The following is a 22,532-nucleotide window of genomic DNA, read 5'->3' as shown; positions in this document are numbered from 1 at the left end:
CGGAGCGGTCAGTACTCGATGCGGGTCGAAGTCTGGCCCCACTCGGTGAACGGCGCGATGCGGTGCTCGGGGGTGAGGTCGATCGACTCCACGGGCATGATGTCGCGGTGCTCGGGGTGGCCGTCGAAGTAGCGGTAGAAGACCGCATCGTCGAAGCCCGCAGCGGCGGCGTCCTCACGGTCGGCGGCGAAATACACCCGCTCGACGCGAGCCCAGAGCGCGGTGCCCAGGCACATCGGGCACGGCTCGCAGCTCGTGTAGAGCGTGGCGCCGCTGAGGTCGAACGTGCCGAGCCCCTGGCACGCCCGCCGGATCGCGACCACCTCGGCGTGCGCCGACGGGTCGAGGTCGGCGGTCACGCGGTTCACGCCCTCGAAGACCTGGCCGTCCGCCGACACCACGACCGCCCCGAACGGGCCGCCGGCATTGCGGACGTTCTCGGTCGCGATCTCTATGGCCCGGGCGAGGTAGCGGGCGGGCGTCCCGTCGGTACTGGACATCAGCCCCCACCATACGAGCGCGCCGCGCCGCGCGCACCACCCCCGCGCGCAGAGCCTGTCACCGCTCGACGAGCACCCCGTCGGCGTCGGCCCACACGTGCGTGCCCGGGACGAACGCGACGCCCGCGATGACCACCGGCACGTCGACCTCGCCGACGCCCGCCTTCGCGCTCTTGCGCGGGTTCGAACCGAGCGCCTTGACGCCGAGGTCGAGCTCGCCGATCGCGACGCGGTCGCGGATCGCGCCGTGCACGATGATCCCCGCCCAGCCGTTCTCGACCGCGGAGGCCGCGATGAGGTCGCCGACCAGCGCGGACTCGAGCGATCCACCGCCGTCGACCACGAGGACCGCACCCTCGCCCGGGGTGGCGAGCAGCGCCTTCACGAGCGCGTTGTCGCGGTGGCACCGCACCGTCCGGATCGGCCCGTCGAACGCGACGCGCCCGCCGATGTCGTGCAGCTGCAGCGCGAGCGAGTCCAGCTCGTCGCCGCGTTCGTCGTAGAGGTCGGCCGTCGCGATGGTCATGCCCTGACGCTATGACGGTCCCCACGCCCCCTCCAAACGCCGCTGGCGCGTCGTTCGGAGCCTCCGGGCGCGTGGGCCCAGCTGTGCCCCGAGGCATCCGTCATGAAGAGAAGTTCGCGCGCCCTTCTGCGAACCGCAAGAACGGCCGTCAGGCCGGGGCGGGCGGGTTGTCGTCGGGGTGGAGCGTGCTGAAGAACGAGTAGGTGTCGCCGTCAGCGTCGGGATCGCGCTGCTTGAACTCGTTGACCAGTTCGTAGAGGCGGTGCTGGAACTCCTCCTTGTGCTCGTCGTTGAGCTTGAGTCCGAGCCAGGTGGTGTCGAGATCGTCGGGGTCGACCCCCTGGATCTGCTGCAGGAACGTCTCGATGAGCACGGGCGAGCCACCGGGCATCGAGGTGCGCCACGAGAGTCCGGTCGCCCGGTAAGGAACCTCGCGCGCTCCCTGGGCGCCGGTGCGCTCGGGCTGGGCGGCGAGGTAGCCGGTCTGCACGAGCGTGCGCACGTGGTGCAGCATCGTGCCGGGGTTCACGTCGAGCAGCTCGGCGAGCTCCTTGTTGGTGCGCGACTCGAAGGCGCACAGCCGGAGCACCCGCAGACGCAGCGGCGAGCTCAGCGCGCGCATCCGCGCCTCCGCCTCGGGATCCCCGTCCCGCAGTTCAATCCGCTCCTCGCGATCCCCGGTCACGTGGTCAGCGTACAAGACCGATTGACAGTTCTCAATCAGTCGCGCACACTGATTGGCATGTCCCAATCAGACGAGGTCCGCGAGGCCGAGGCCGTCGACGACGCCGTCCTCGCGGAGGCCTGGGCCGAGGCATCCACACTCACGTCGCGTGCTGCTGCGGCCGAGGCGATCGAAGCGGATCAGGATGCTGCGGCCGGCGCCTCCCCCACGCCGGCGCCGAAGGGTTCGCTGTGGCGCGACCGCAACTTCCTCACCCTGTGGTCAGGACAGGCGCTCAGCCAGTTCGGCGCGCAGATCACCGAACTCGCCATCCCGGTGCTCGCGGTGCTGATGCTCAACGCGACGGAGTGGGAGGTCGGGCTGCTCAACGCGGCGCAGGTGGCGGCTTTCCTCGTGGTGGGCCTTCCCGCCGGAGCGTGGATCGACCGCATGCGCAAGCGCCGCGTGATGATCTGGGCGGACGCGGTCCGGGCGGTGGCGCTCGCCACGCTCCCGGCGCTCGCACTGTTCGGAGTGCTGGAGATATGGCACATGATCGTCGTCGCCCTGATCATGGGCGTCGCGACCGTGTTCTTCGACGTCTCGTACCAGAGCATCATCCCCTCACTCGTGCGCACCGATCAGATCGGCGAGGCGAACGGCAAGCTGCAGTCGACCTACGAGCTCGCCAACATCGCGGGCCCCGGCGTCGGCGGCTGGCTCATCGGCGCGCTCACGGCGCCGTTCGCGATCTTCGCCACGGTCGGCACCTATGTCGCCTCCTTCATCGCCCTGCTCTTCACCCGCGACCACGAGAAGCCCCGCCCGGCCGAGGATCGCAGGCCCCTCGTCCAAGAGATCGGCGAGGGCCTTCGCTGGGTGTTCGGCAATCCGCTGCTGCGCCGCATCGTCGGCACGACGGGAACCGCGAACTTCTTCGGGACGATCGCACAGACGCTCGTGCCGATCTTCGTGCTGCGCGAGTTGGGCCTGAGCCCGCAGATGTTCGGCATCGTGTTCTCGTTGTCGGCAGTCGGCGGACTCGTCGGGGCGATGTTGACGCCGCGGATCATGGCGCGGCTCGGCGAGGCCCGGGCGATCCCCGTCAGCGCGATCGCGTTCAGCGTCGCGCCGTTCTTCCTCCCGGTGATCTCTCTCGTGCCGGCGCTCGCCTTTCCGCTGCTGGTGGTTCAGGGGTTCATCATGAGCTTCACCATCCTGCTGTACAACATCACGCAGGTGACCTTCCGCCAGCGCATCACCCCGCCGCGCCTCCTCGGCCGGATGAACGCGTCGATCCGCTTCGTGGTGTGGGGGGTCATGCCGATCGGAGCACTCCTCGCGGGTGCACTGGGAACGTGGATCGGGACCGTTCCGACGCTGTGGATCGCGGCGACCGGCGAGCTCCTCGCGTGCCTGTTCGTCGTCATCGGCCCCTTCTGGCGCATGCGGGAGCTCCCCGACGCGCACGCCGAGCACGCCGACCACGAGCCCGCCGGCTGACAGACCAGGATGCCTCGGCCCGCCGCGCAGGGTACGGGCCGAGGCATCCGTCCCCCGCCGCTCAACCCCGGGAAACAGGGGGATCTCGCCGAGACCGAGGACGAGGTCCCCGGTCTCTGCGGAAACGCCTGAGTTCGACCACGGCGATGCGATCGGCCGACCGCCGAGCCGTACCCGACCTGCGGGTTTCCGGCAAGATCGTGCCCATCCGGGCATGGGCGTGCTTAGGTTGCACCATGACGGCCCGCATCGTCTCGATCGGCACAGCTGTTCCGCCCACCCGCATCGCGCAGGCGGTCGCGCGCGACATCTTCGCGGCGCAGGAGGGGGCCGACCGGCTCGCGCGGCGCCGCATCCAGGCGGTCTTCGACGCGTCGGCGATCGAACAGCGGCACACCGTGCTGGCCGAGTTCGCGTCGGCTGCCGTCGCGCCCGACGACGCCGCCTTCGTCGACTCCGAGGGCCGGCTCCTCTCCCCCACGACGGGCGCGCGCAACCAGCGCTTCATCGCGTCGGCCCCGGAGCTCACGGCCGCCGCCGCGCGAACGGCCCTGGCCGACGGCGGCATCGATCCTTCCGCAGTGACCCACGTGGTCACCGTCTCGTGCACGGGCCTCTTCGCGCCGGGCCCGGACTATCGCCTCGTCCGCGATCTCGGCCTGCGCCCGACAGTCGAGCGGTGCCACCTCGGCTTCATCGGCTGCGCCGCGGCGCTGCCCGCGCTGCGGGTCGCCTCGGCTCTGGCGGCGTCGAGACCGGATGCGGTCGTGCTGGTCGTGTGCACCGAGCTGTGCACGCTGCATCTGCGGCCGTCGAACGATCCGCAGCAGATCGTGGCGGCATCCGTCTTCGCCGACGGCGCGGCGGCGGCGATCGTCACCGCCGATCCGACCGCGGGGAACCCCGGCGGACTCGACCTCGACAGGTTCGGCACCGCCCTCACCGACGAGGGTGAGACCGACATGGTCTGGACGATCGGCGACAACGGGTTCGAGATGATCCTCTCCGCCGAGGTGCCGCGCATCATCGGCCGCGAGATCCAGGGAGCGGTGGGCAGGTTCCTCGGCGACGACACGCCCCCCGACGTGTGGGCGGTGCATCCCGGCGGGCGCAGCGTGCTCGACCGGGTCGAGGCCGGGCTCGACCTCCCGCCCGACGCGCTCGCGGCGTCGCGGGCCGTGCTCCGCGACTTCGGGAACATGTCGAGCGCGACCATCCTGTTCATCCTCGCGTCGCTCCTCCGCGACGACGACGTCCCCGATGGCGCTCGGGTCGCGGGCCTCGCCTTCGGCCCGGGGCTCACCGTCGAATCGGCGCTGATGACGCGGCGCCGCCCGGCGGTCACGACCGCGGAGGACGTCGGCCTCGCCCTGGCGGCCTCGGCGTGACGGCGGCGGTGCCGGCATGAGCCTCGCCGTCCGCGACGACCGGCTCGCCGAGCTCATGGACGACCCGGACTGCGATCCGGACGCGCTGCGCGCAACGCTGCGGCGCTTCGGCACGATCAACCGCCTCGTCTCGGGTTGGGGCGTCGTGTATCGCACGCGGCTGCGCCCTCATCTCGCCGATCTGGGCCGGCCGGCGCACGTCCTCGATATCGGCTCCGGCGGCGGAGACCTCGTCGCGCGCCTCGCCGCGGCCGCCCGGCACGACGGGCTCGAGGTGACCTGGACGGGCATCGACCCCGACCCGCGCGCGCACGAGGTGGCGATGGCGCGCGGGCCGATCGCCGGCGCGAGCTTCCGGAGAGCGGATGCCGCCACCCTGGTCGCCGAGGGGCGCACGTACGACGCGGTGCTGTCGAATCACGTCCTCCACCACCTGGGCGACGGCCTCGGCGACTTCGTCGAGGAGTCCCGCGCGCTCTCCCGCGGCATCGTGCTGCACAGCGACATCGCCCGCTCGCGGCCGGCGTACGGGCTCTACGCCGTCGGGATCACCCCCTTCGAGCGCGGCACCTTCCTGCGCACCGACGGCCTCCGCTCGATCCGCCGCAGCTACACGCGCGCCGAACTCACGGCCGCGCTGGAGGCCAGAAGTCCGGGCGCGTGGACGGTGCAGGCGCCGGTGCCCTTCCGCCTCCTCGCCGTCGGGCGCGGCCGTGCGTGACGTCACCGTCGTCGGCGCCGGTCCGGTCGGGATGCTGCTCGCCGGCGAGCTGGCCCGCCGCGGCGTCGACGTCGAGCTCCTCGAGCGGCGACCCGCTGTCGGCGACGGCACCCGGGCCATCGGCATCCACTCCCCCGTCCTGGCCGCCCTCGAACCGTCGGGGCTCACGGACCGACTCCTCGCCGAGGCGGTGCGCGTGCGCCGCGGAGAGGCCCGATCGCGCGGGCGCCTGCTCGGGACGGTGCATTTCGACGTGCTGCCGGCGCGCTTCCCCTTCGTGGCGACCCTCCCGCAGGCGACCACGGAGTCCGTGCTCGGAACAGCGGCTCCCGAGCCGCTGCGCGGCGCGTACGTGCTCGCGGTGATCCCGCATCGTGACGCGGTCGTGGTGCGGGCCGGACTCCTCGGCCGCCCCATCGAGTCCGAGAGCCGCATCGTCGTCGTCGCGGGCGGCGGCGCCGCACGTGATCTCGTCTACCGTCCGGGTGCCGTGCCGGCGCGCGATTACCGCGACCGTTATCTGATGACGGATGCTGCCGCCGACGCCGATGGCGAGCTCGCGGTGATCCACCTCGATCCGGACGGCGTGCTCGAGTCCTTCCCGCTGCCCGGCGGCCGCCGCCGGTTCGTCGCGTGGGACGCGCCGGGCGCCGACGAAGACCCAGAGGCCCGCACTCGGCGGTTGCGGGACGCGCTCGCGCGCCGCGGGGAGGCGGCTGCGGCCGAGGCGGTGACGGCGGCGACGTCGTTCGGCGTGCGCCGGGTCGTCGCGCCCCGGCTGCGTCACGGCCGCGTGTTCGCGATCGGAGACACCGCCCACGAGGTCAGCCCGATCGGCGGCCAGGGCATGAACCTCGGCCTGCTCGACGCGGTGACCCTGGCGCCTCTCCTCGCCTCCTGGGCGCGCACCGGCCGTGCCCCCGACCTCGGGCTGCTGCGGTGGGAAGCCCGTCGGGTCCAGTCGGCGCGACGTGCCGCGACGCTGGCGAGTGTGAACACCGCGCTCGGCCGGCCCAGCGGTCGCGGCGACGTGTTGAGGCGCACGGCGGTGCGCGCGATGCTCACCGGACCGTCGGCCCGGCTCTTCGCCCGCGCGTACTCGATGGGCTTCGACGTCGACGCCTGACCCGGCCCGTCTCGGGTTCGGGGCACCGTCCGTTCCGGCCTCCGCTCGCCACCGCCGACCGCGGCGCTGGACTGCGGGGGTTTGGGGCGCACGGCGTCCGGCTTGGGGCGCATCCCATGCGCCCCAAACGACCGCGGCGCGCCCCAAGCCTGGGACGCGAGGGGCGAACGGATGCCTCGACCCCGGGCTGAGGCCTCAGGCGACGAAGGCGCTGCCCGACGCCACGAGCTGGGCCGCGAGGAGCAGCGCCGCGAGCATCACGAGACGGAACAGCGCGCGCGTCGGTGGCTTCGAGATCGCACGCCACGCCGTCACCGCCGCCACGGCCACGACGGCCGCGAAGAAGATCCACGACACGAGCGACACGGCCCCGAGGTCACCGCCCGCGGCGCCGAGCAGCACCGCGACCGCACCGCCGACCACAGCGAGCGCGGCGACGATCGCCGCCACCCGCGGTCCCAGCCGGTGGGGCAGCCCGCGCACGCCCGTGCGCGCGTCGTCGTCGAGGTCGGGCAGCACGTTCGTGAGGTGCACGGCGGCGCCGAGGGACGCGCCGGCGACCCACGCCCACCACGCCGCGAACGACGGATCCGGCGCCGACAGCGTCGCCAGCGACGGGAAGATCCCGAAGCTCACGAGGAACGGCACGATCGACCACGGCGTGGACTTCAGCCCCGCGTTGTAGGCCCACGCCGAGCCGAGGGCGAGCGCGTGGGCGGCCAGCATCCGCCATCCCAATGGTGCCGAGAGCACCAGAGCCGACGCCAGCAGACCGAGCGCGGCGCCCCAGGCGACCCGCGCCGACACGTCGCCGCGGGCGATCGGCTTGTCGGTGCGGCCGACCGCGCGATCGCGCTCCGCGTCGAGGGCGTCGTTCGAGATGCCGACCGACAGCTGCCCCGCGAAGACCGACGTCGTCAGCAGCGCCAGCCGCCAGGCCTCGAGCCCCGTCGCGATGCCCAGGGCGAGGGCGAGGGCAGTCACGACGAGCGTCGGCCCCGGATGCGAAGAACCCCACAGAGCACGGACGGTGCGCACGGGTCGATGCTCTCACGGGCCGCTCGGCGACACGGGAGGACATGGAGGGAATGTTCCCAGGTCCATGTCGTTGCATGGATCTGGGCCGACGGGGTCCCGGCAGAGATCGCTCGACCCCAGAGGAGCAGCCCATGTCCACTCTCACCACCCGCACCGCCGAGACCGACGCGCCGATCATCGACGTGCTCGCCGAGCGCTGGAGCACCCGCATCTTCGACCGCGAGTCGGTCATCGACGAGGCCGCCCTCGCGAGCGCGCTCGAGGCCGCCCGCTGGACGCCGACCGCCGCCAACACGCAGGCCTGGCGCGTCATCGTCGCCCGTCGCGGCTCGGCCGCGCACGCGACCGTGCTCGCCTCGCTCGCCGGCTTCAACAGCGCGTGGGCGGGCGACGCGGCCGCGCTCGTCGTGTTCGTCGCCGAGACCACGCGCGACGGCGAGCCGATGCGCTGGGCGCAGTACGACACCGGCCAGGTCGCCGCGCACTTCACGGTCCAGGCGCACGCCGACGGCCTGTCGACGCACCAGATGGGCGGCTTCGACCGCGACGCCATCGCCGCCGGCTTCGACCTCAGCTCCGACTTCACCCCCGTCACCGTCATGGCGGTCGGCGAGCTCGGCGACATCCGCCTCGCGTCGGAGGAGCTGCAGGCCCGCGAGAACGCCCCGCGCGTGCGCCGCCCCGCCGCCGACTCGGTGCTCGTGAACGACTGATCCACCCCGGATCCGAGAGACGGATGCCTCGGCCCGCCGCTGCGGGGCACGGCATCCGTTTTCCTCCTTTGCCTCTGACGTTTGGGGCGCGCCGCGTCCGTTTGGGGCGCGCCGCCTGCGCCCCAAACGGACGGCCCGCGCCCCAAACCAAGAACACCGCCTGAGGCCAGGAGCAAATCGGGCTCCGCCGCGACCTGAACGTCACCACCCGCCGGGTTGTCGGAGGTCGACAGGATGCTTCTCGCAACGAACGGTGAGGAGTGAGGACGATGAGCGGTCGACGTCAGGCGGAGGAGGCGGCGCGCAGGCAGCGGAGAACGAGAACGTGGATTGTCTGGCTCTTCTGGCCGTACATCGTGATCTCGCTCACCGTTCCGTGGTTGGTGGTCGCGCTGATGACCAACGACTTCGGCCCGACGGGGGACTTCTGGGCGCCCGTGCGGACGGTCGGCGCCTGGGCGATGCCCGTGTTCGACGACGCGATCGGAATCGCCGGCGTGGTCGCGACCATTCTCGTTGCCACAGCGGCGACCACAGGCTTCGGCGGAGATTGGAGTGCGATCGCCGAGCGAGCCCGCGCGCCGATCCAGGCGACACTGGTCCTGTCCCTCGCCACGCTAGCGGCGATCTCCAGCCTGTCGCTGCCCGCCATCGCGGCGGACTCGGCCGCGCTGCCGCGAGCGCTCGTCATCGCTGTTGCCGGGTGGCTGATCTCGTTTGTCGGCGTGAGCATCATCGCGGTTGCGACCCCGGAGCAGCAGCTGGCGCGTGCGAAGGCGGATCTCGTAGACCGACGAGCGCGAGTCGGGCGGCTCGCAGGCAACCTGGCGGGCGACACCGATCCGACCGCTTCGCGACGCGCCGAAGCGATGGCGTGGGCGGTCCCGGTGTCTTCGTGGGTTGTGGCAGCGGTTGTCCCGCTGGGACTGCAGCTCGGGGGAACGGCATATCTGGGTCAGGCAATGGGCATCGCGGCCGGACTTCTCCTTGGGCAGCTGCTGATCCTCATCGGTTGGCGCGCCAGCGCTGACCGCTCTGCCAGGGGCGCTGCACGGTGGTTCATTCGAGTGCTCCTGGCCCTCCCCGCCCTGGGCCTCGCGACATCCGTGGCGATTGTGCTGCTCCCCACCGCGCTCGCCTGGCTCGGCTGGGTGACGATCGCCTTCTACGTGACACTGACGACGGTGCTCTACGTTGAGCCACTGTCGCGTCACGTTCCGTGGGTCCGACTCATCCAGGACGCATCCACGCGGCGGAGCCTGCATCGCGCCGGCGAGGTGTACCAGCAACTCCAGGCTCGTCTCGCCGAAGCCGCCGCAGCGACCTCCGAGCCAGTAACGGCCCATGTGGTCAAGTCGGAGAGAGGTATCCCTCGTCCTGTATCCGCATTCCGTAGCATCCGCGTCTTCACAACGAATCTCTTCGGCGTGCGCCGCCCGCGCAGCCGATGAGCCGACAGCAGGCGGGCGTCTCACCGATCCGATATCGGAGAACAGGATCAGTCGTCGAGGAGCTCCGCCTCGATCACGTCGTCGTCGTCCGTCGCCGGCTCGGGCGCGGCCGGACCGTCGCTTGTCAGCACCAGCGAGGAGCCGTCCGCCGCCACATCGACCCGGACGACGTCGGCGTCGCGCACGCCGCCCGAGAGCAGGGCCATCGCGAGGCGGTCCTGGATCTCGGACTGGATGAGGCGGCGCAGCGGCCGCGCGCCGAACACCGGGTCGTAACCGCGCTCGGCGAGCCAGGCGCGGGCGTCCGGCGTCACCGCGAGGGTGAGGCGGCGGTCCTTGAGGCGGCGCTGCAGCGCGAACACGGCGAGTTCGACGATCTGCGCCAGGTCGTCCTGGCTGAGCGCGGCGAACATCACGATGTCGTCGAGCCGGTTGAGGAACTCGGGCTTGAACGCCTGCCGCACGATCGCCATGACGGCGTCGCGCTTCTCGTCGACCGACAGCACCGGGTCGATGAGGATCGGCGAGCCGATGTTCGACGTCAGGATGAGGATCACGTTCGTGAAGTCGACCGTGCGACCCTGGCCGTCGGTGAGGCGGCCGTCGTCCATGACCTGCAGCAGCACGTCGAACACCTCGGGGTGCGCCTTCTCGACCTCGTCGAGCAGCACGACCGAGTAGGGACGCCGGCGGACGGCCTCCGTGAGCTGGCCGCCCTGCTCGTACCCGATGTAGCCCGGAGGGGCACCGACCAGGCGCGAGACCGAGTGCTTCTCGCCGTACTCCGACATGTCGATGCGCACCATGGCGTGCTCGTCGTCGAAGAGGAACTCCGCGAGCGCCTTGGCGAGTTCGGTCTTGCCGACGCCGGTCGGGCCGAGGAAGAGGAACGACCCGGTCGGGCGACCGGGGTCGCTGATGCCCGCACGAGAGCGGCGCACAGCATCCGACACCGCCTTCACCGCGTCTTTCTGCCCGATCAGGCGCTTGCCGAGCTCCGCCTCGAGGTGCAGCAGCTTCTCCGACTCGCCCTGGAGCAGACGGCCGACCGGGATGCCGGTCCACGCCGCGATGACGGCGGCGATATCCTCGTCGGTCACCTGCTCGTTGACCATGCGCTCCTCGGTCGACGCGGCCTCGGCCTGCTCGGCCTGCGCGATCTCGACCTCGAGGCGCTTGATGGTCTCGTACTCGAGCTTCGACGCCCGCGTGTAGTCGGCCTCGCGCAGCGCGCGGTCGCGGTCGATGATCGCCTGGTCGAGCTGCTTCTTGAGCTCGCCGACGCGGTTGAGGCCGGCGCGCTCGCGCTGCCAGCGCTGCTCGAGCACCGACAGCTCCGCCTCGGCGGTGGTCATGTGCTCCCGCAGTGTGGCGAGGCGCTCCTTCGACGCGGAGTCCTTCTCCTTCTTGAGGGCGAGCTCCTCCAGCCGCATGCGGTCGATCTGGCGCCGCAGCTGGTCGATCTCGAGCGGGCTCGAGTCGATCTCCATCTTGAGCCGGCTCATCGCCTCGTCGATCAGGTCGATGGCCTTGTCGGGAAGCTGGCGGCTGGGGATGTAGCGATTGGACAGGGATGCCGCGGCCACGAGCGCGCCGTCGTTGATGGTGACGCCGTGGTGGGCCTCGTAGCGGCCCTTGAGTCCGCGCAGGATCGCGACCGTGTCCTCGACACTGGGCTCGCCGACGTAGACCTGCTGGAAGCGACGCTCGAGCGCAGCATCCTTCTCGATGAACTCGCGGTACTCGTTCAGCGTGGTCGCGCCGATGAGGCGCAGCTCGCCGCGGGCGAGCATCGGCTTCAGCATGTTGGATGCGGCCACCGACCCCTCGCCGCCGCCCGCGCCCATGAGCACGTGCAGCTCGTCGATGAACGTGATGATGCGCCCGTCGGACTCGGTGATCTCCTTGAGCACGCTCTTCAGGCGCTCCTCGAACTGGCCGCGGTACATCGCGCCGGCGACGAGCGCCGAGATGTCGAGGGTGACGAGCTCCTTGTTCTTGAGGGACTCGGCGACGTCGCCCGCGACGATGCGCTGGGCGAGGCCCTCGACGACGGCGGTCTTGCCGACGCCGGGCTCGCCGATGAGCACGGGGTTGTTCTTGGTGCGGCGGGTCAGCACCTGGCTGACGCGCCGGATCTCGCTGTCCCGCCCGATGACGGGGTCGAGCTTGCCCTGTCGGGCACGGTCTGTGAGGTTGATCCCGAACTGCTCGAGGGCGCTCTGCGCGTCCTCCTGCCCGGGCTGTTGCGTGGCGTTCATCTGTCTCCTGAAATCTGTGGATCTCAACTCTTCGTCAAAGTTGAGTCGTCATGGCTCAAGTTTACCAGCGAGCCGCTCCTCGAGCAACGCGACGCTAGTCCTCGATCTCCGCCCGAGCGTCTGCGTAGGCGCGGCGCAGCCCCTCGCCCACCCATTCGGTGCCGCGGTAGACGTTGTCGGCGCCGATGTCGGCGGTGAGCCCACCGGCGTCGAGCTGCGACACGACGCGGTCCTCCGTGGCCACGACCTTGAGCGTCGAGTCGGCGTCGCGCAGCTCTGCCGCGAACCGCCGCAGCACCTCCACGTGCGACAGGCCGATCTCGTCGGTGCCGCGCAGACGCACGATGACGACCGAGCCGCTCGATTCGCGACTGACGTCGGGCAGCTGCCGCTCGAACACCGGCGCGCTGGCGAAGAAGAGGCTGCCGTAGGGCTGCAGCACCAGCACCTCGCCCGCAGGGACGACCGCGGGTGGATCGGTCTCGCGCATGCGACCGTCGTCGGCGATCACGACGGCCCTCACCCGCACGCTGTTCGACTGCTCGGCGACGTACAGGATGACGCCGAGCCCCACACCCACGAGCACGGCGAACTGCAGCGGGATGATCAGCGTCAGTCCGAACGTCACCGCCATGATCGTCGTGGGCAGCAGGCCCGACTTGATCACCGAGTAGATGCGACTCGGCTTGATCGCGCGCCAGCCGACGACGATGAGCAGCCCGGCGAGTGCCGGCATCGCCACGAACGAGACGACGTCGGCCAGGGCGAAGATCACGACGGCCATCACGGCCCCCGCGACGAACAACGACAGGCGCGTCTTCGCCCCCGCCTGCACGATGAGCGACGAGCCGGACATCGACCCGCCGACCGGCATGCCCTGGAACAGCCCCGACACGACGTTGCCGAGCCCCTGGCCCATGAAGTCGCGGTTGGCGTCGGCGCGCCTGCCGTCGGCGGTCGGGATGCCGGCCGACACCGCCGCGCCCTGCACGAGGCCGATGAAGGTGAGCGACAGCGCGGGAATGAGCAGGTTCGGCGCGTCGGCGATGCTGGGCAGCACCGGGGCCGGCAGCCCTCGCGGCACGTCGACGATGTCGCGCAGCAGCACCACCGAGTTCGGCACCCACAGGTTCAGCAGCACGGCGCACACCGAGCCGACCACGACCGCGATGACGAGCCCCATGCTGCCGACGCGGGTCGGCAGCAGCACCACGATGATGAGCACGGCGATCGCGCCCACGACCAGGGACGGGATGTTCCACTGCCCGATGTGCACGAGCACGTCGATGGTCTTGAGCAGCCGGTTGGCGCCCTCCGCCTGGTAGCCGGTGAAGTTCGACAGCTGACCGAGGATGATGTTGACGCCGATCGCGGTGACGAAGCCGGTCATGACCGGCGTCGGAACGAAGCTGATCAGCCGCCCGCCGCGCAGGAGGCCCGCGATCACCATGATGATGCCGGTCAGGATCGCGAGGGTGAAGAGCCCGCGATCCGGGTTGGGCAGCGTCTCGAGCCCGGCATCCGACACGACGAGGGCCATCGCGCTCGTCGCCTGCACGGCCATGAACGCGCTGCTCGTGAGCACGGCCGCGCCCACCATGCCGAAGAGGTAGCCGTAGAGACCGGCGAGCGGGTTGACCCCGGCGAGGAGGCCGGCCGCAAGTCCGTCGGGCACCGCCTCGACGCCGAGGATCACACCCGCGACCGCGTCCTTGCGCAGCGTCTTACGGGAGAACCACGATCTCGGATCGAACCCCACGGTCACACGCTAGCGAAGGCCTCCCTGCGCGCGGCAGGAACCTTTTCGACGCGCACGGACATCGCGCGTAATTCACGCGACCTGCATGAAGAGAACTCTTCCCAGGATTCTCCCAGGATGGCTAGTCTGACGCCTAGCGGCACCAACACCGCACGGGCGCCGCGACGCCCGACGCTGAACGGCCTCTCCGGCCGACATGAAGGGACCTCGCCATGACCAACTCAGATGTCAACACTTCCGGATGGGCCGGATGGGGCGTCTTCGCCGCCGTCGTCCTCATCGTGGGCGGCACCATCGACGCCTTCCACGGCCTGCAGGCGCTCATCGGCCCTGACACCGCCTACTTCCTCGGGCAGGAAGCGCTCTTCTCGATCGACGTCCAGGGCTGGGGCTGGTGGCACCTGATCTCCGGTGCGCTGCTGATCCTCGTCGGCGTCTTCCTCCTCCTGGGCGCGACGTGGGCCCGCGTCATCGCGATCATCCTGGTGGCGCTCAACGCGATCGGCCAGATCACGCTCATCTCGGTGCAGCCGTGGCTGTCGCTGGCGCTGCTCGCCGTCGACATCCTCGTGATCTACGCGCTCACCGTGCACGGCAAGGAGATCGACGCCAAGAAGGCCTGACCCCGTTGCAGGGCGTGAGAACGCCCTACGCGACGGACTCGAGAACGGATGCCTCGGCTCCCGCTTCGGCGGAGGCCGAGGCATTCGTCATCTCATCGAGGTGGCAGGTGAAGCGCGAGCGGTACGCGGTCGGCGTGGTGCCGAGCACGCGCGCGAAGTTCTGCCGCAACACCGCCGCCGAACCGAACCCGCTCTCGTAGGCGATGCGGTCGAGGCCGAGATCGGTCTTCTCGAGCAGGCGCTGCGCGTGGATGATCCGCTGCCTCGCGAGCCACGCCGCCGGCGTCGCACCGAAGTCGGCCTTGAACCGGCGGGCGAACGTGCGCGGCGACATGTGCGCCTTCGTCGCGAGCTGGTCGACGGTGAGGTCGAGACGCAGGTTGTCGAGCATCCAGTCGGTGACCGGCGCGAGCGACAGCGACGTCGTGGCCGGAAGCGGGTTCGCGATGAACTGCGCCTGACCGCCGTCGCGCTGGGGCGGCACGACCATGCGGCGGGCGATGATGTTCGTGAGCTCCGCGCCGAGTTCCTGACGCAGCAGGTGCAGGCACGCGTCGAGGCCGGCCGCGGTGCCGGCGCTCGTGATGATGCGGCCGTCCTGCACGTAGAGCACGTCGGGGTCGATGTCGATGGAGGGGTACATCTCCTTCATCTTCTGCGCGTACATCCAGTGCGTGGTCGCACGGCGGCCGTCGAGCACACCGGAGGCGGCGACGACGAAGGATCCGCTGCACACGCTCAGCACCCACGCGTCGCGGGCGACCGCGGCGCGGATGACGTCGAGCACACGGTCGTCGACGTTGCCCCAGTACTGGTGGGGAACCGGGGACACCACGACGAGGTCGGCCTCGTACGCGAACGAGAGGTCGGCGTCGACGTTGATCGAGAAGCCCATCTTGGACTGGACGACTCCCGGGTCGGGCGTGACCACGCGGAAGTCGAAGTTCGGGATGCCGTCGTCGGACCGATCGAGGCCGAACGCCTCGCAGGCGACGCCGAACTCGAACGGCGCGAAGCCGTCCGTGACGATGCAGGCCACTGTCTTCATGCGAACCTCCGCGACTGGCAGTTTTCGTGCGATGTGTGTCCATTCTGCCACTCGTGGCAGGACTGACGCAAGCGTAGCGTTTCTGCCATGTTCATGGTGATTCTTCTCGCAGCCCTGTCCGCGGTGGCCTTCGCATCGACGATCGCCGCCCTCCACTCCGACGGCTACCGCCGGATTCCCACCGACCGCACCCGCCTCCCCTGACCCCGCGCCCGTCGGCCCAGTCCCGCGTTCGGGTGTCGCAACACGCGGGATCGCTACCGCCCTTCCGCGTGTTGCGTCACCTGTGTGAAGGCGCGCCGACCCGCTACGCACTTCCGGTGTCGCAACACGCGGGATCGCCAACGCGATTCCGCGTGTTGCGACACCTGAATCAGCGGACGGTGACGCGGTCGTAGACCTCGACCATCGCCGCGGTGCGCGACGACTGCCGGAAGCGCTCGCGGATGGTCGGGTCCGGCACGCGGGGCGTTCCCGCGGAGATATCGGATGCTGCCGCCCGCAGCGCGTCCGCGAGCGCGGCGACCGACGGGTCCGCGGTCACGCCGTCCCCCACAGCCCAGAAGCCCCCGCCGAGCTCTGCCGCCAGGTCCGGGTCGCTGACCACGGACGGCGTGCCGAGCGAGGCCGCCTCGAAGATCGTCATGCCCTGTGTCTCGAAGCCGATCGAGGTCTGCACGACGGCGTCGGCGGCGGCGATGCGCCGCAGGGTCTGGGCGTACGGCATCCGTCCCGCGAAGGTCACGGTCGCGCGCGGCTGGAGCTTCTCGACGAGGCGCCGCGCTGCGCGCAGCTGGCCGCCGCCGCCGATCACCTCGACCTCGGCCTCGATGCCCGACGCGGCGAGCGCCTCGAGGAAGGGCATCAGGCGCTTCTCGGGACTCATGCGCCCGAGCCACACGAACCGCGGCTTGCCGGGGGCGCGCTGGGTCGAAGCCGTCGCGAGCACCTCGTCGAGCACGTCGTCGTCGATGCCGTTCCAGATCACGTCGATCGCGGGCGCACCGACCGCGGGCAGGACCCCGTTCGCCTCGAGCCGGCGTGCGAAGTGCGTCGACGGCGCGGTGATCGCGGCGGCCCGGGCGCCGAAGCGGCGCAGGTACGCCCAGCCATCGTGACCCCGCTCCGACTCGCCGATGCGGCGCCCGAGCGCGCGGCGCTGCCACGCGTTCAGCACCCGCAGCACGGTCTTCGGGAACGGCGTGGTCGCCTCGATGCCGACGTCGAGCCGATTGTGCATCGTGTGGACGATCGGGATGCTATGGCGCTGCGCATAACGCACTCCGATGAATGCGCCCCAGAAGTCCCCCTGGATGTGCACGACGTCGACCGGCGGGAGGCCTGCCATCGCAGCATCCAACCGCCGATCCGTACGCCGGCCCGGCCACGTCATGGAGTATTCGCGGTCCACCGTGACGGGGATCGACGGCAGGTCCACATAGGCGGAGTCACCGGCAGCCGCGCGCGCCCGCGGGCCGTGCATCCCCGGCGCGACCATCGTCACGGTGTGCCCGGCCTTCTCGAGGAAGCGGCGCTGCAGGCGCATCGAGACCTGCGCCCCGCCGAGCGACTCGACGTGCTGGTCGCCGAACATCACGACGTGCACGATGACCTAATCGGGAAGGGGCTCGTCGCGGTACAGCGCCTCGAACGTGTCGAGCGTGCGCTTCATGTCGTGCACCTTGACGCCTTCGAGGGAGCACTGCTGCATGCGCGCGCGCTCGTGCGGCGTCTGCGTCAGCACCGTCGTGAGCTTGGCGGCGAGGTCGTCGACGTCGCCGGGGCGGAAGAGGTAGCCGTTCTCGCCGTCGTGCACGAGGTGGGGAAGCGCGACGGCGTCGGCGGCCACGATGGGCAGGCCCGAGGCCATCGCCTCCATCGTCGCGATCGACTGGAGCTCGGCGATCGAGGCGATCACGAAGAGGCTCGCGTCGGTGAGCAGCGCCCGCAGCTCCTCGTCGGTCGTGTGACCGTGGAAGAAGACGCGGTCGCCGAGGCCCAGCTCGGCGACGAGCTGCTCGAGGTTGCGGCGCTGGTCGCCCGAGCCGACGATGTCGAACCGCACGTCGAGCGCCGGGTCGAGCTTCGCGATGGCGCGCAGCACGACGTCGATCTGCTTCTCGGTGGTGAGGCGTCCCACGAACACCAGACGGTGCGCGTCACGGGGCGTGAGGTCGGCCGTGTAGTTCGCCGCGTCGATGCCGCAGCTGACCGGGATGACGCCGTCGATGTCGATCGTGCGCTCGAGGAACTCGGCGGCCTTGCGCGTCGGGGTCGTGACGGCGCGCGTCATCTTGAAGGTGCGCTCGGCGTCCTCCCACGCGAGCTTCACCGCGTACCGGGTCCACGACGGCGGGAGCACCGTGAAGTCGAGCACGTTCTCGGCCATGACGTGGTTCGTCGCGACGACGGGGATGCCGCGCTTGCGCGCCTCGCGCGTGAGACCGCGGCCGATGATGATGTGCGACTGGATGTGCACCACGTCGGGCTGCACCTTGTCGAGCACGCGGCGGGCGTAGTACTTCGATCGGAACGGCATGACGAACGTCAGCCAGTCGTGCGGGTACCAGCGCCACGACGGCAGCCGGTGCATCGTCATCGACTGGCCCTCGATGACCTCGGTGAAAGTGCCGTGGTCGCGGTGCCGCTTGCTGGGCGCCATCACGTGCACCTCGTGGCCGCGCGCGACCATGCCGGCGGCGAGGCGCTCCGCGAAACGGGCGGCGCCGTTCACGTGCGGGAGGAACGTGTCGGCGCCGTAGAGGATCGTAAGTGCGCGAGGACTCGCGGCGTCGGCGGGGGTGTCGTCGGGCGTCGCAGGATCGGTCACGGGTTGGGGGCCTGTCTGTGCGGCGGGGGACGCGCGGCAGCGGCTGGCGCCACGCGCCCTCCACCCTACCCGAGGGGTTTCCGGGGGCTCCCCAGGAACGCGCCAGTGGAGGCACGTACCCTGGTCGCATGCCCCGCCTGCAGGCCGACGCCGACCCGAACCTCTGGGTGCCCGTGACCGAGTCGCTCGGCTTCCGAGGGCGCCGTCACCGCAAGACGGCGATTCGGATGCTGCTCAACCAGGCCGGCGGCCTGATGATCGGCCCTGCGGGCGCGACGCCGATCGAGTCGTCGGGTGGGGCCACCGGGCAGCCGCGCTCCGGGAACGGCTTCGCCGCCTGGGCGATGAGTCAGGCCGCACCGTTCCTGATGCGCAAGGCCGCGGGGCGCGTGCTGGTGTGGGTGTGGAAGGCCGACGCCGAGCTCGTCGTCGTGATGGCCCAGGTGCAGCAGGCCACCAACGACCTCCGTGCCGCCCGCGCCATGATGCCGATGGAGTACGACGACACCGAGAGCTTCCGCAACCCCTACCTCGGCATCGGCGAGAAGCTCGAGATGGCGCTCCCCTCCGACCAGCGCACTCCTCCGTTCGCGACCTACACGTGGGACACCGGCACGCACTTCGTCACCGTGACCTCGGTGTGCTCCGACCGCGAGCGCTTCGGCACCGTGATCGGCAGCGTCGACGACCTCGCGCGCACGCTCCGCGTCGTGGACGATCTGACGGTCGGCGAATCGCCCGAGGTGCTCCGCATCGAGCCGAAGAACTGAGAGGCTCTTCGACGTGACTTCGTCGAGGCATCCCGCGGACCATCGTCCGCTGCGGATCGGCGTGCAGCTCGCGCCGCAGCACGGGTCGTACACGGCCTATCGCGATGCCGTGCTGCGCGCGGAGGAGCTCGGCGTCGACGTCGTCTTCAACTGGGACCATTTCTTCCCGCTCACCGAGCCGTTCGAGGCCGCGCACTTCGAGGCGTGGACGGTGCTCGCCGCGATGGCCGAGCAGACCGAACGCGTCGAGTTCGGGCCGCTCGTCAACTGCAGCTCGTATCGCAACCCCGATCTGCAGGCGGACATGGCCCGCACCGTCGACCACATCAGCGCTCGGGCGACCGGAACCGGCCGGCTCATCTTCGGCACCGGCTCGGGGTGGGCGCAGCCCGACTACGACGCCTACGGCTACGAGTTCGGCACGGTCGGCTCGCGGCTCGACGACCTCGCCGAGGACCTCCCGCGCGTGCGTGCCCGATGGGAGCGCCTCAACCCGCCGCCCACGCGACGGATCCCGATCCTCATCGGCGGCCAGGGCGAGCGGAAGACACTGCGACTCGTGGCCCAGCACGCCGACATCTGGCACACCTTCACCAAGCTCGACGACCTCGACCGAAAGATCGGCGTGCTGCACGAATGGTGCGCACGTGAGGGCCGCGATCCGGCCGAGATCGAGCTGTCGACCGGGTACACGGTGCGCGGATTCGGCCCGCTGCTGGAGGACGCGGATGCCGCGTCCCGCCTGTACGACCTCGGCTTCCGGCTGATCGTCCCGGCGATCGACGGACCCGACTACGACCTCGCGCCGGTGAAGGCGCTCCTGGAGTGGCGCGACCGGATCAACGGCGTCTGACGGCGATCGGCCGATACGGTGGCCACGCCGATATCGTTCGACACCCCTCAGGAGGACGCCCATGGGCGCCGTCATCGGAGAGATCCTTCCCCTCGCCCTCGGTGTGGCGATCAGCCCGATCCCGATCATCGCGGCGATCCTCATGCTCCTGTCGCCGAAGGCCCGGGTCACGAGCGTCGGGTTCCTGCTCGGCTGGGTGCTGGGCATCGTGGTCGCGGTGTCCGTGTTCACGCTGCTGTCATCGATCCTCCCCGAGCAGGACGAGGATGCCTCGAAGCCGATCCAGGGCGTGATCCAGCTCGTGCTGGGGGCGGGGCTGCTGCTGCTGGCGCTGCGTCAGTGGCGCGGACGGCCCAAGGCGGGCGAGGAGCCCCAGATGCCGAAGTGGATGCAGGCGATCGACAAGGTCACCTTCCCCGTCGCGCTCGGCCTCGGCTTCCTCCTCTCGGCGATCAACCCGAAGAACCTCCTCCTGGCCGCCGCGGCCGGCGTCGACATCGGGTCGGCGGGGCTCGACGTCGGGTCGATCGTGCTCGTGATCGTGGTGTTCACGCTGATCGCAGCATCCACCGTCCTCGTTCCGGTCGTCGGCTACCTCATCGCCGCCGAGAAGCTCCGCGGCCCGCTCGACGCGCTGCGCGTGTGGCTCTCGAAGGAGAACGCGGTCATCATGGCCGTGCTGCTGCTGGTCATCGGCGTCTCGCTCATCGGCAAGGGCATCGGCTCGTTCTGACCCTCACCTGTCTGCTCACCTGTCACGATGTGTCGGGCCGGGCGGCACATCGTGACAGGTGAGCAATGAAGCGCCGGGCTACGGTGGAGCGGTGACTGCGGCGACTCACGACCAGGTGCTCCTCGACGGCGGCGTGTTCCGCATGGGGTCGGACGAGTTCTACCCCGACGAGCAGCCCGTGCACGAGCGGGAGGTCGCGCCGTTCCGCATCGACCGGCACGCGGTGACCAACGCGCAGTACGCCGCGTTCGTCGACGACACCGGGTACGTGACCGTCGCCGAGCGCGAGCTAGACCCGGCCGCGTTCGAGGGCGCGGATCCCGCCGACCTCGTCCCCGGGGCGATGGTGTTCACGCCGACTCCGGGCCCCGTCGACCTGCGCGACTGGCGCAACTGGTGGCGGTGGCAGCCGGGCGCGTTCTGGCGCCGGCCGTTCGGACCCGGCTCCTCGATCGACGAGCGGCTGCAGCATCCGGTCGTCCACGTCGCCTTCGAGGACGCGACCGCCTATGCCGACTGGGCGGGCCTGCGCCTGCCCACCGAGGCCGAGCACGAATACGCCGCGCGCGGCGGGCTCGAGGGCGCGCGGTTCGCGTGGGGCGACGAGCCCTACCCGGGCGGCGTCGCGCAGGCGAACTCGTGGCTCGGGCGCTTCCCCTACGACAACCAGGGCGTCGGGGATGCCGCACCCGTCGGCTCGTACGAGCCCAACGGCTACGGGCTGTACGACATGACCGGGAACGTCTGGGAGTGGACGACCGACTACTACACGCCGCGCCACCTGCGCCTGTCGGACAAGCCCGTCGACGCCGGCAAACGCGCGAACCTGCTCGCCGCGGCGAGCGCGCAGGACGGCTTCCCGTCGATCCCGCGCCGCGTGCTCAAGGGCGGCTCGCACCTGTGCTCGCCGGACTACTGCCTGCGCTTCCGCCCCGCCGCGCGCTCCCCCCAGGCCGAGGACACCGGCATGTCGCACATCGGCTTCCGCTGCGCCGCCGACGCCTGACCAGGTCCCCGACCCCCGGTCGTTGAGCGAGCGAAGCGAGACGAAACGCCCCGCACGCGGCGCAGCCGCCTGACCCTCACTCCGCCGGCGGGAAGACCTCGGACCAGTCGTCGCGCACGCTCACCACGGTGAAGCCGTGGACGGATGCCGCCTCCAGCGCCTGCTCCGTGCCCCTGTCGTACGGCTCGTCGCCGCGCCCGGCGTCGTCGTCGTGGTGCACGAGCAGCGCGAGGCTGCGCGGGTTGCCCTGCGCGAACCGCAGCATCGGGATGTCGCCGTTCGAGTTGCCCACGGCGAGGATCGGGCGCCGCCCGACGCGCATCCAGATGCGCACCGGCTTCTCGGGGCCGTCGTCGAAGAACGCGAGCTTCGCGGTGTACCGCAGGACGTTGTCGTCGGCGTCGTACTCGAGGCCCATGCCGGTGCCGACGACCCGCTCGGCCGGGATGCCGTAGTAGTCCTGGGTCATCGGCCGCATGAAGTCGCGGTCGCCGCCCGACACGATGTAGGCGGTGAACCCGTGCGCCTCGAGGTAGCGGATCAGCTCGACCATCGGCTGGTACACGGTGTGCGCGTACGAGCTCCCGAGCGACAGGTGGCGGGCATCGCGGTAGAACGCGGCGACGGATGCCTCGTACTCCTCGACGCTCGCACCGGCGCTCGATCCCGACACGGCCGCGATGAGGAGGCCGAGATCGGAGTCGTCGCCGGTGTAGTGCTTGTCGACCGCGTGGCCCAGCCACGCGAAGTCGCCTGACGCCGCGGCCTTGTAGGGCTGGCGGCCGGTGAGCGACGGATCGGCGGCGGCCTGAGCCTTCCACTGCTGCAGCAGGTAGTGCAGCTGCGTGGGCATCGGCTTCTCGGTCCACAGCGTGCCGTCGTTGTCGAAGACGGCCACGCGGGCGTCCGGCGGGACGAAGTCCGGGCCTCCCTCGGCGGTCACGGCGGCGACGAACTCCAGGATCGCGGCACGGGTCGCCGTGTCGCGCCACGAGGGCAGCGGCTCGCTCATGCCGCGA

Annotated in this window: 21 protein-coding genes; 11 read left to right on the top strand and 10 right to left on the bottom strand. The window is 70.8% G+C overall.

The annotated features are described in order from the left end of the window. Positions 1-8 precede the first annotated feature (8 nt). The 3 genes from ACFC1K_RS03300 to ACFC1K_RS03290 form a co-directional block, all read right to left on the bottom strand. Positions 9-500: a nucleoside deaminase gene (locus ACFC1K_RS03300; RefSeq protein WP_310286518.1), complete on the bottom strand. Its 492-nt coding sequence runs from the start codon at positions 498-500 to the stop codon at positions 9-11. Positions 501-558: 58 nt separating this feature from the next. Continuing rightward, entirely contained in the window at positions 559-1,026 is a 468-nt protein-coding gene (gene rraA / locus ACFC1K_RS03295) for a ribonuclease E activity regulator RraA (protein WP_375870415.1), read from the bottom strand. 148 nt (positions 1,027-1,174) lie between these two features. Beyond that, positions 1,175-1,711 (bottom strand): ArsR/SmtB family transcription factor, encoded by a 537-nt coding sequence (locus ACFC1K_RS03290; protein ID WP_375870414.1) that lies wholly within the window; start codon positions 1,709-1,711, stop codon positions 1,175-1,177. A gap of 57 nt (positions 1,712-1,768) precedes the next feature. Between ACFC1K_RS03290 and ACFC1K_RS03285 the strand changes: the two genes are divergently transcribed. The 4 genes from ACFC1K_RS03285 to ACFC1K_RS03270 all read left to right on the top strand — a co-directional run bounded on the left by ACFC1K_RS03285 (position 1,769) and on the right by ACFC1K_RS03270 (position 6,428). Beyond that, a complete protein-coding gene (locus ACFC1K_RS03285; protein ID WP_375870413.1) occupies positions 1,769-3,193 on the top strand; it encodes an MFS transporter in 1,425 nt (474 codons plus the stop codon). A 236-nt stretch (positions 3,194-3,429) separates the two neighbouring features. After that, positions 3,430-4,581 (top strand): type III polyketide synthase, encoded by a 1,152-nt coding sequence (locus tag ACFC1K_RS03280; protein ID WP_375870412.1) that lies wholly within the window; start codon positions 3,430-3,432, stop codon positions 4,579-4,581. A 16-nt stretch (positions 4,582-4,597) separates the two neighbouring features. Then, positions 4,598-5,302, top strand: a complete 705-nt coding sequence (locus ACFC1K_RS03275; RefSeq protein ID WP_375870411.1) for a methyltransferase domain-containing protein — start codon at positions 4,598-4,600, stop codon at positions 5,300-5,302. Then, positions 5,295-6,428: an FAD-dependent oxidoreductase gene (locus ACFC1K_RS03270; protein WP_375870410.1), complete on the top strand. Its 1,134-nt coding sequence runs from the start codon at positions 5,295-5,297 to the stop codon at positions 6,426-6,428. The genes ACFC1K_RS03275 and ACFC1K_RS03270 overlap by 8 nt, the downstream gene beginning before the upstream one ends. 195 nt (positions 6,429-6,623) lie before the next feature. Here the strand turns inward: ACFC1K_RS03270 and ACFC1K_RS03265 are convergent, their stop codons facing one another. Then, positions 6,624-7,466, bottom strand: coding sequence for a UbiA family prenyltransferase (locus ACFC1K_RS03265; protein WP_375870409.1), 843 nt, complete (start codon positions 7,464-7,466; stop codon positions 6,624-6,626). A 131-nt stretch (positions 7,467-7,597) separates the two neighbouring features. Between ACFC1K_RS03265 and ACFC1K_RS03260 the strand changes: the two genes are divergently transcribed. Next, on the top strand, positions 7,598-8,179 hold the full coding sequence (locus tag ACFC1K_RS03260; protein ID WP_375870408.1) for a nitroreductase family protein: 582 nt from the start codon (positions 7,598-7,600) through the stop codon (positions 8,177-8,179). A 269-nt stretch (positions 8,180-8,448) separates the two neighbouring features. Then, positions 8,449-9,630 carry a hypothetical protein gene (locus ACFC1K_RS03255; protein WP_375870407.1) on the top strand — a complete coding sequence of 394 codons (1,182 nt, stop codon included), beginning with the start codon at positions 8,449-8,451 and terminating at the stop codon, positions 9,628-9,630. Between the two features lie 47 nt (positions 9,631-9,677). On the opposite strand, the gene ACFC1K_RS03250 is transcribed toward ACFC1K_RS03255, so the two are convergent. Together ACFC1K_RS03250 and ACFC1K_RS03245 are read right to left on the bottom strand one after the other, a co-directional pair. Continuing rightward, positions 9,678-11,891 carry an ATP-dependent Clp protease ATP-binding subunit gene (locus tag ACFC1K_RS03250; RefSeq protein ID WP_375870406.1) on the bottom strand — a complete coding sequence of 738 codons (2,214 nt, stop codon included), beginning with the start codon at positions 11,889-11,891 and terminating at the stop codon, positions 9,678-9,680. A 94-nt stretch (positions 11,892-11,985) separates the two neighbouring features. After that, the gene (locus ACFC1K_RS03245) at positions 11,986-13,650 is read right to left on the bottom strand and encodes a SulP family inorganic anion transporter (RefSeq protein WP_375870405.1); all 1,665 of its coding nucleotides are present in this window, start codon (positions 13,648-13,650) and stop codon (positions 11,986-11,988) included. A gap of 212 nt (positions 13,651-13,862) precedes the next feature. Between ACFC1K_RS03245 and ACFC1K_RS03240 the strand changes: the two genes are divergently transcribed. After that, a complete protein-coding gene (locus ACFC1K_RS03240) occupies positions 13,863-14,273 on the top strand; it encodes a hypothetical protein (RefSeq protein ID WP_310286540.1) in 411 nt (136 codons plus the stop codon). Between the two features lie 25 nt (positions 14,274-14,298). Here ACFC1K_RS03240 and ACFC1K_RS03235 read toward each other — a convergent pair whose 3' ends face one another. The 3 genes from ACFC1K_RS03235 to ACFC1K_RS03225 form a co-directional block, all read right to left on the bottom strand. Continuing rightward, a complete protein-coding gene (locus ACFC1K_RS03235) occupies positions 14,299-15,321 on the bottom strand; it encodes a GlxA family transcriptional regulator (RefSeq protein ID WP_375870404.1) in 1,023 nt (340 codons plus the stop codon). Between the two features lie 373 nt (positions 15,322-15,694). Beyond that, the gene (locus ACFC1K_RS03230) at positions 15,695-16,927 is read right to left on the bottom strand and encodes a glycosyltransferase (protein WP_375870403.1); all 1,233 of its coding nucleotides are present in this window, start codon (positions 16,925-16,927) and stop codon (positions 15,695-15,697) included. 6 nt (positions 16,928-16,933) lie between these two features. Beyond that, the gene (locus tag ACFC1K_RS03225; protein ID WP_375870402.1) at positions 16,934-18,151 is read right to left on the bottom strand and encodes a glycosyltransferase; all 1,218 of its coding nucleotides are present in this window, start codon (positions 18,149-18,151) and stop codon (positions 16,934-16,936) included. Positions 18,152-18,279: 128 nt separating this feature from the next. On the opposite strand from ACFC1K_RS03225, the gene ACFC1K_RS03220 reads away from it, so the two are divergent. From ACFC1K_RS03220 to ACFC1K_RS03205, 4 genes are all read left to right on the top strand, one after another. Beyond that, a complete protein-coding gene (locus ACFC1K_RS03220; RefSeq protein WP_375870401.1) occupies positions 18,280-18,921 on the top strand; it encodes a hypothetical protein in 642 nt (213 codons plus the stop codon). A gap of 13 nt (positions 18,922-18,934) precedes the next feature. After that, the gene (locus ACFC1K_RS03215; protein WP_375870400.1) at positions 18,935-19,774 is read left to right on the top strand and encodes an LLM class F420-dependent oxidoreductase; all 840 of its coding nucleotides are present in this window, start codon (positions 18,935-18,937) and stop codon (positions 19,772-19,774) included. A gap of 61 nt (positions 19,775-19,835) precedes the next feature. After that, positions 19,836-20,507, top strand: coding sequence for a GAP family protein (locus tag ACFC1K_RS03210; protein WP_375870399.1), 672 nt, complete (start codon positions 19,836-19,838; stop codon positions 20,505-20,507). A gap of 91 nt (positions 20,508-20,598) precedes the next feature. After that, positions 20,599-21,513, top strand: coding sequence for a formylglycine-generating enzyme family protein (locus ACFC1K_RS03205; protein WP_375870398.1), 915 nt, complete (start codon positions 20,599-20,601; stop codon positions 21,511-21,513). A gap of 76 nt (positions 21,514-21,589) precedes the next feature. Here ACFC1K_RS03205 and ACFC1K_RS03200 read toward each other — a convergent pair whose 3' ends face one another. Further along, positions 21,590-22,525: an HAD family hydrolase gene (locus ACFC1K_RS03200; protein ID WP_375870397.1), complete on the bottom strand. Its 936-nt coding sequence runs from the start codon at positions 22,523-22,525 to the stop codon at positions 21,590-21,592. Positions 22,526-22,532 lie beyond the last annotated feature (7 nt).

This window comes from Microbacterium sp. NPDC056057, from assembly GCF_042266945.1.
Lineage (GTDB): Bacteria > Actinomycetota > Actinomycetes > Actinomycetales > Microbacteriaceae > Microbacterium > Microbacterium trichothecenolyticum_C.
This window is presented reverse-complemented; position numbering and strand designations above follow the sequence as displayed.

Bases quoted from the DNA above. Each gene is read 5' to 3' on its own strand.
- ACFC1K_RS03250 (WP_375870406.1), bottom strand. From the start codon at position 11,891: ATGAACGCCACGCAACAGCCCGGGCAGGAGGACGCGCAGAGCGCCCTC.
- ACFC1K_RS03200 (WP_375870397.1), bottom strand. From the start codon at position 22,525: ATGAGCGAGCCGCTGCCCTCGTGGCGCGACACGGCGACCCGTGCCGCG.
- ACFC1K_RS03240 (WP_310286540.1), top strand. From the start codon at position 13,863: ATGACCAACTCAGATGTCAACACTTCCGGATGGGCCGGATGGGGCGTC.
- ACFC1K_RS03255 (WP_375870407.1), top strand. From the start codon at position 8,449: ATGAGCGGTCGACGTCAGGCGGAGGAGGCGGCGCGCAGGCAGCGGAGA.
- ACFC1K_RS03285 (WP_375870413.1), top strand. From the start codon at position 1,769: ATGTCCCAATCAGACGAGGTCCGCGAGGCCGAGGCCGTCGACGACGCC.
- ACFC1K_RS03235 (WP_375870404.1), bottom strand. From the start codon at position 15,321: ATGAAGACAGTGGCCTGCATCGTCACGGACGGCTTCGCGCCGTTCGAG.
- ACFC1K_RS03280 (WP_375870412.1), top strand. From the start codon at position 3,430: ATGACGGCCCGCATCGTCTCGATCGGCACAGCTGTTCCGCCCACCCGC.
- ACFC1K_RS03220 (WP_375870401.1), top strand. From the start codon at position 18,280: ATGCCCCGCCTGCAGGCCGACGCCGACCCGAACCTCTGGGTGCCCGTG.
- ACFC1K_RS03260 (WP_375870408.1), top strand. From the start codon at position 7,598: ATGTCCACTCTCACCACCCGCACCGCCGAGACCGACGCGCCGATCATC.
- ACFC1K_RS03275 (WP_375870411.1), top strand. From the start codon at position 4,598: ATGAGCCTCGCCGTCCGCGACGACCGGCTCGCCGAGCTCATGGACGAC.
- ACFC1K_RS03300 (WP_310286518.1), bottom strand. From the start codon at position 500: ATGTCCAGTACCGACGGGACGCCCGCCCGCTACCTCGCCCGGGCCATA.
- ACFC1K_RS03210 (WP_375870399.1), top strand. From the start codon at position 19,836: ATGGGCGCCGTCATCGGAGAGATCCTTCCCCTCGCCCTCGGTGTGGCG.
- rraA (WP_375870415.1), bottom strand. From the start codon at position 1,026: ATGACCATCGCGACGGCCGACCTCTACGACGAACGCGGCGACGAGCTG.